General features: G+C 58.2%; 1 protein-coding gene and 1 pseudogene. Both read left to right on the forward strand.

Annotation, left to right across the window (positions count from 1 at the left end):
* Nucleotides 1-134, forward strand: a pseudogene (locus tag DDA93_RS16070) (IS3 family transposase); the annotation flags it as partial.
* Nucleotides 135-833: 699 nt separating this feature from the next.
* Nucleotides 834-1,229 (forward strand): hypothetical protein, encoded by a 396-nt coding sequence (locus DDA93_RS16075; RefSeq protein WP_116779318.1) that lies wholly within the window; start codon nucleotides 834-836, stop codon nucleotides 1,227-1,229.
* Nucleotides 1,230-1,346: the final 117 nt, after the last annotated feature.

Raw genomic sequence — 1,346 nt, forward strand, 5'->3', positions numbered from 1 at the left:
CGACCCTCGGCTGGGTCCACTGGCACAACACCCAACGCCTCCACGGCTACCTCGGCGATGTTCCACCCGCGGAGTTCGAGCAGATGTTCTATGCTGACCAAACCGACCACGCTCAGCTGGCGGAAATCAAATAGCGCGAGTCTCCATCAAACCCAGAGCGGTTCAATCGGGCGCGGGATGCCTACCCAGTTTCCAAGGGCAGCCCACATCAGTTCCTGCCGCTCAACACTCATTTTTCCCCTACGGAGTTGCTTGCGCTGCCCGGCAATCCACGTCGCGATACTTTGTTCGGCAGGATCATCCGATAGGACGCGCGGCATCCGCCGGTACAGTCGGCGAAAGTCCTTCGCTTCTATTAGCCGGGAGTCCCAGGGATGCCGCTTCGGTCGTCGTCGCAGATTTGCAGCAGTCGGGGGAGCGGGGCGGTTGTTGAGTATGAGGCGTTTGCCGGCTAGATCCGGCTGGTTGCGTTCGAAACTTCGAATGAATTGGCGGATTCGTTCTTTCGGCACACGGCAGTGTTGGGATATTTGGGTGATCGTTAGCCCACGCAGGTACATCAGCTTCCACTCGGCCGTGGAGATGCACGGACCCCAGCCATCGGGGTCCTTCTCCACTGTGTTGGCTGGAAGGGCCACGAACACAGAATATTGCTATCCCACCGTGCCGGGAAGAATATTCGCTCGGAGAGCAACCTCTACGTACGAATCAATAACGCGAACCGCGTCCGCAGCGGACCAGCGGGGGGATACCTTGGCCTGCGCCCGGATTATGTAGGTGCCCTGTGCAGTGCTGTGGGCATGAATATGGGGGCAGTTACTAAGAGGTTTGTCATGAGTGTCGAACCGAATTTCAACCGGATCATATGGGCGCCGGGGGTGACAATGACCGGTAATGATGTGCGGAGGACCATCGGAGCTGTTGACGCTGTCTCGAGCGCTGGACGACGACCGCTGCTGGTGCACATCGGGTCAGTCGAACAGATCACTCGCGAAGCCCGCGAACTCCTGATCGCAGACACCTGCTCCATGAGAACAGCGGTGCTGGGAATGGACCAGGTAAGCAAGGTCATGACCGCTTTCGCTTACACCTCGGCAACCCCCACCGAATTCTTCACCGACGAAGCAGAAGCCATCGCTGGCTTCTCGAGCCATCCAGCTAAAGCGCTGCGACGTTCCACAATTATGCTGACGTATCAGGGTGTTATCGGCGTGAGAGGGTCCTTTTAGGGGGATTCCCGTGTCAATGGCCATTAGTTTCTGCCCGTGGGTGGCCAGTAAAAGTGCCCGTTGGTGGCCAGCAAAACTGCCCGGTGATGGCCAACAGATCTGCCCACTGAGTGGTTA

The sequence above is a fragment of the Arthrobacter sp. Bz4 genome (assembly GCF_003075455.1).
Taxonomy (GTDB): Bacteria; Actinomycetota; Actinomycetes; order Actinomycetales; family Micrococcaceae; genus Arthrobacter_D.

Bases quoted from the DNA above. Each gene is read 5' to 3' on its own strand.
- DDA93_RS16075 (WP_116779318.1), top strand. From the start codon at position 834: ATGAGTGTCGAACCGAATTTCAACCGGATCATATGGGCGCCGGGGGTG.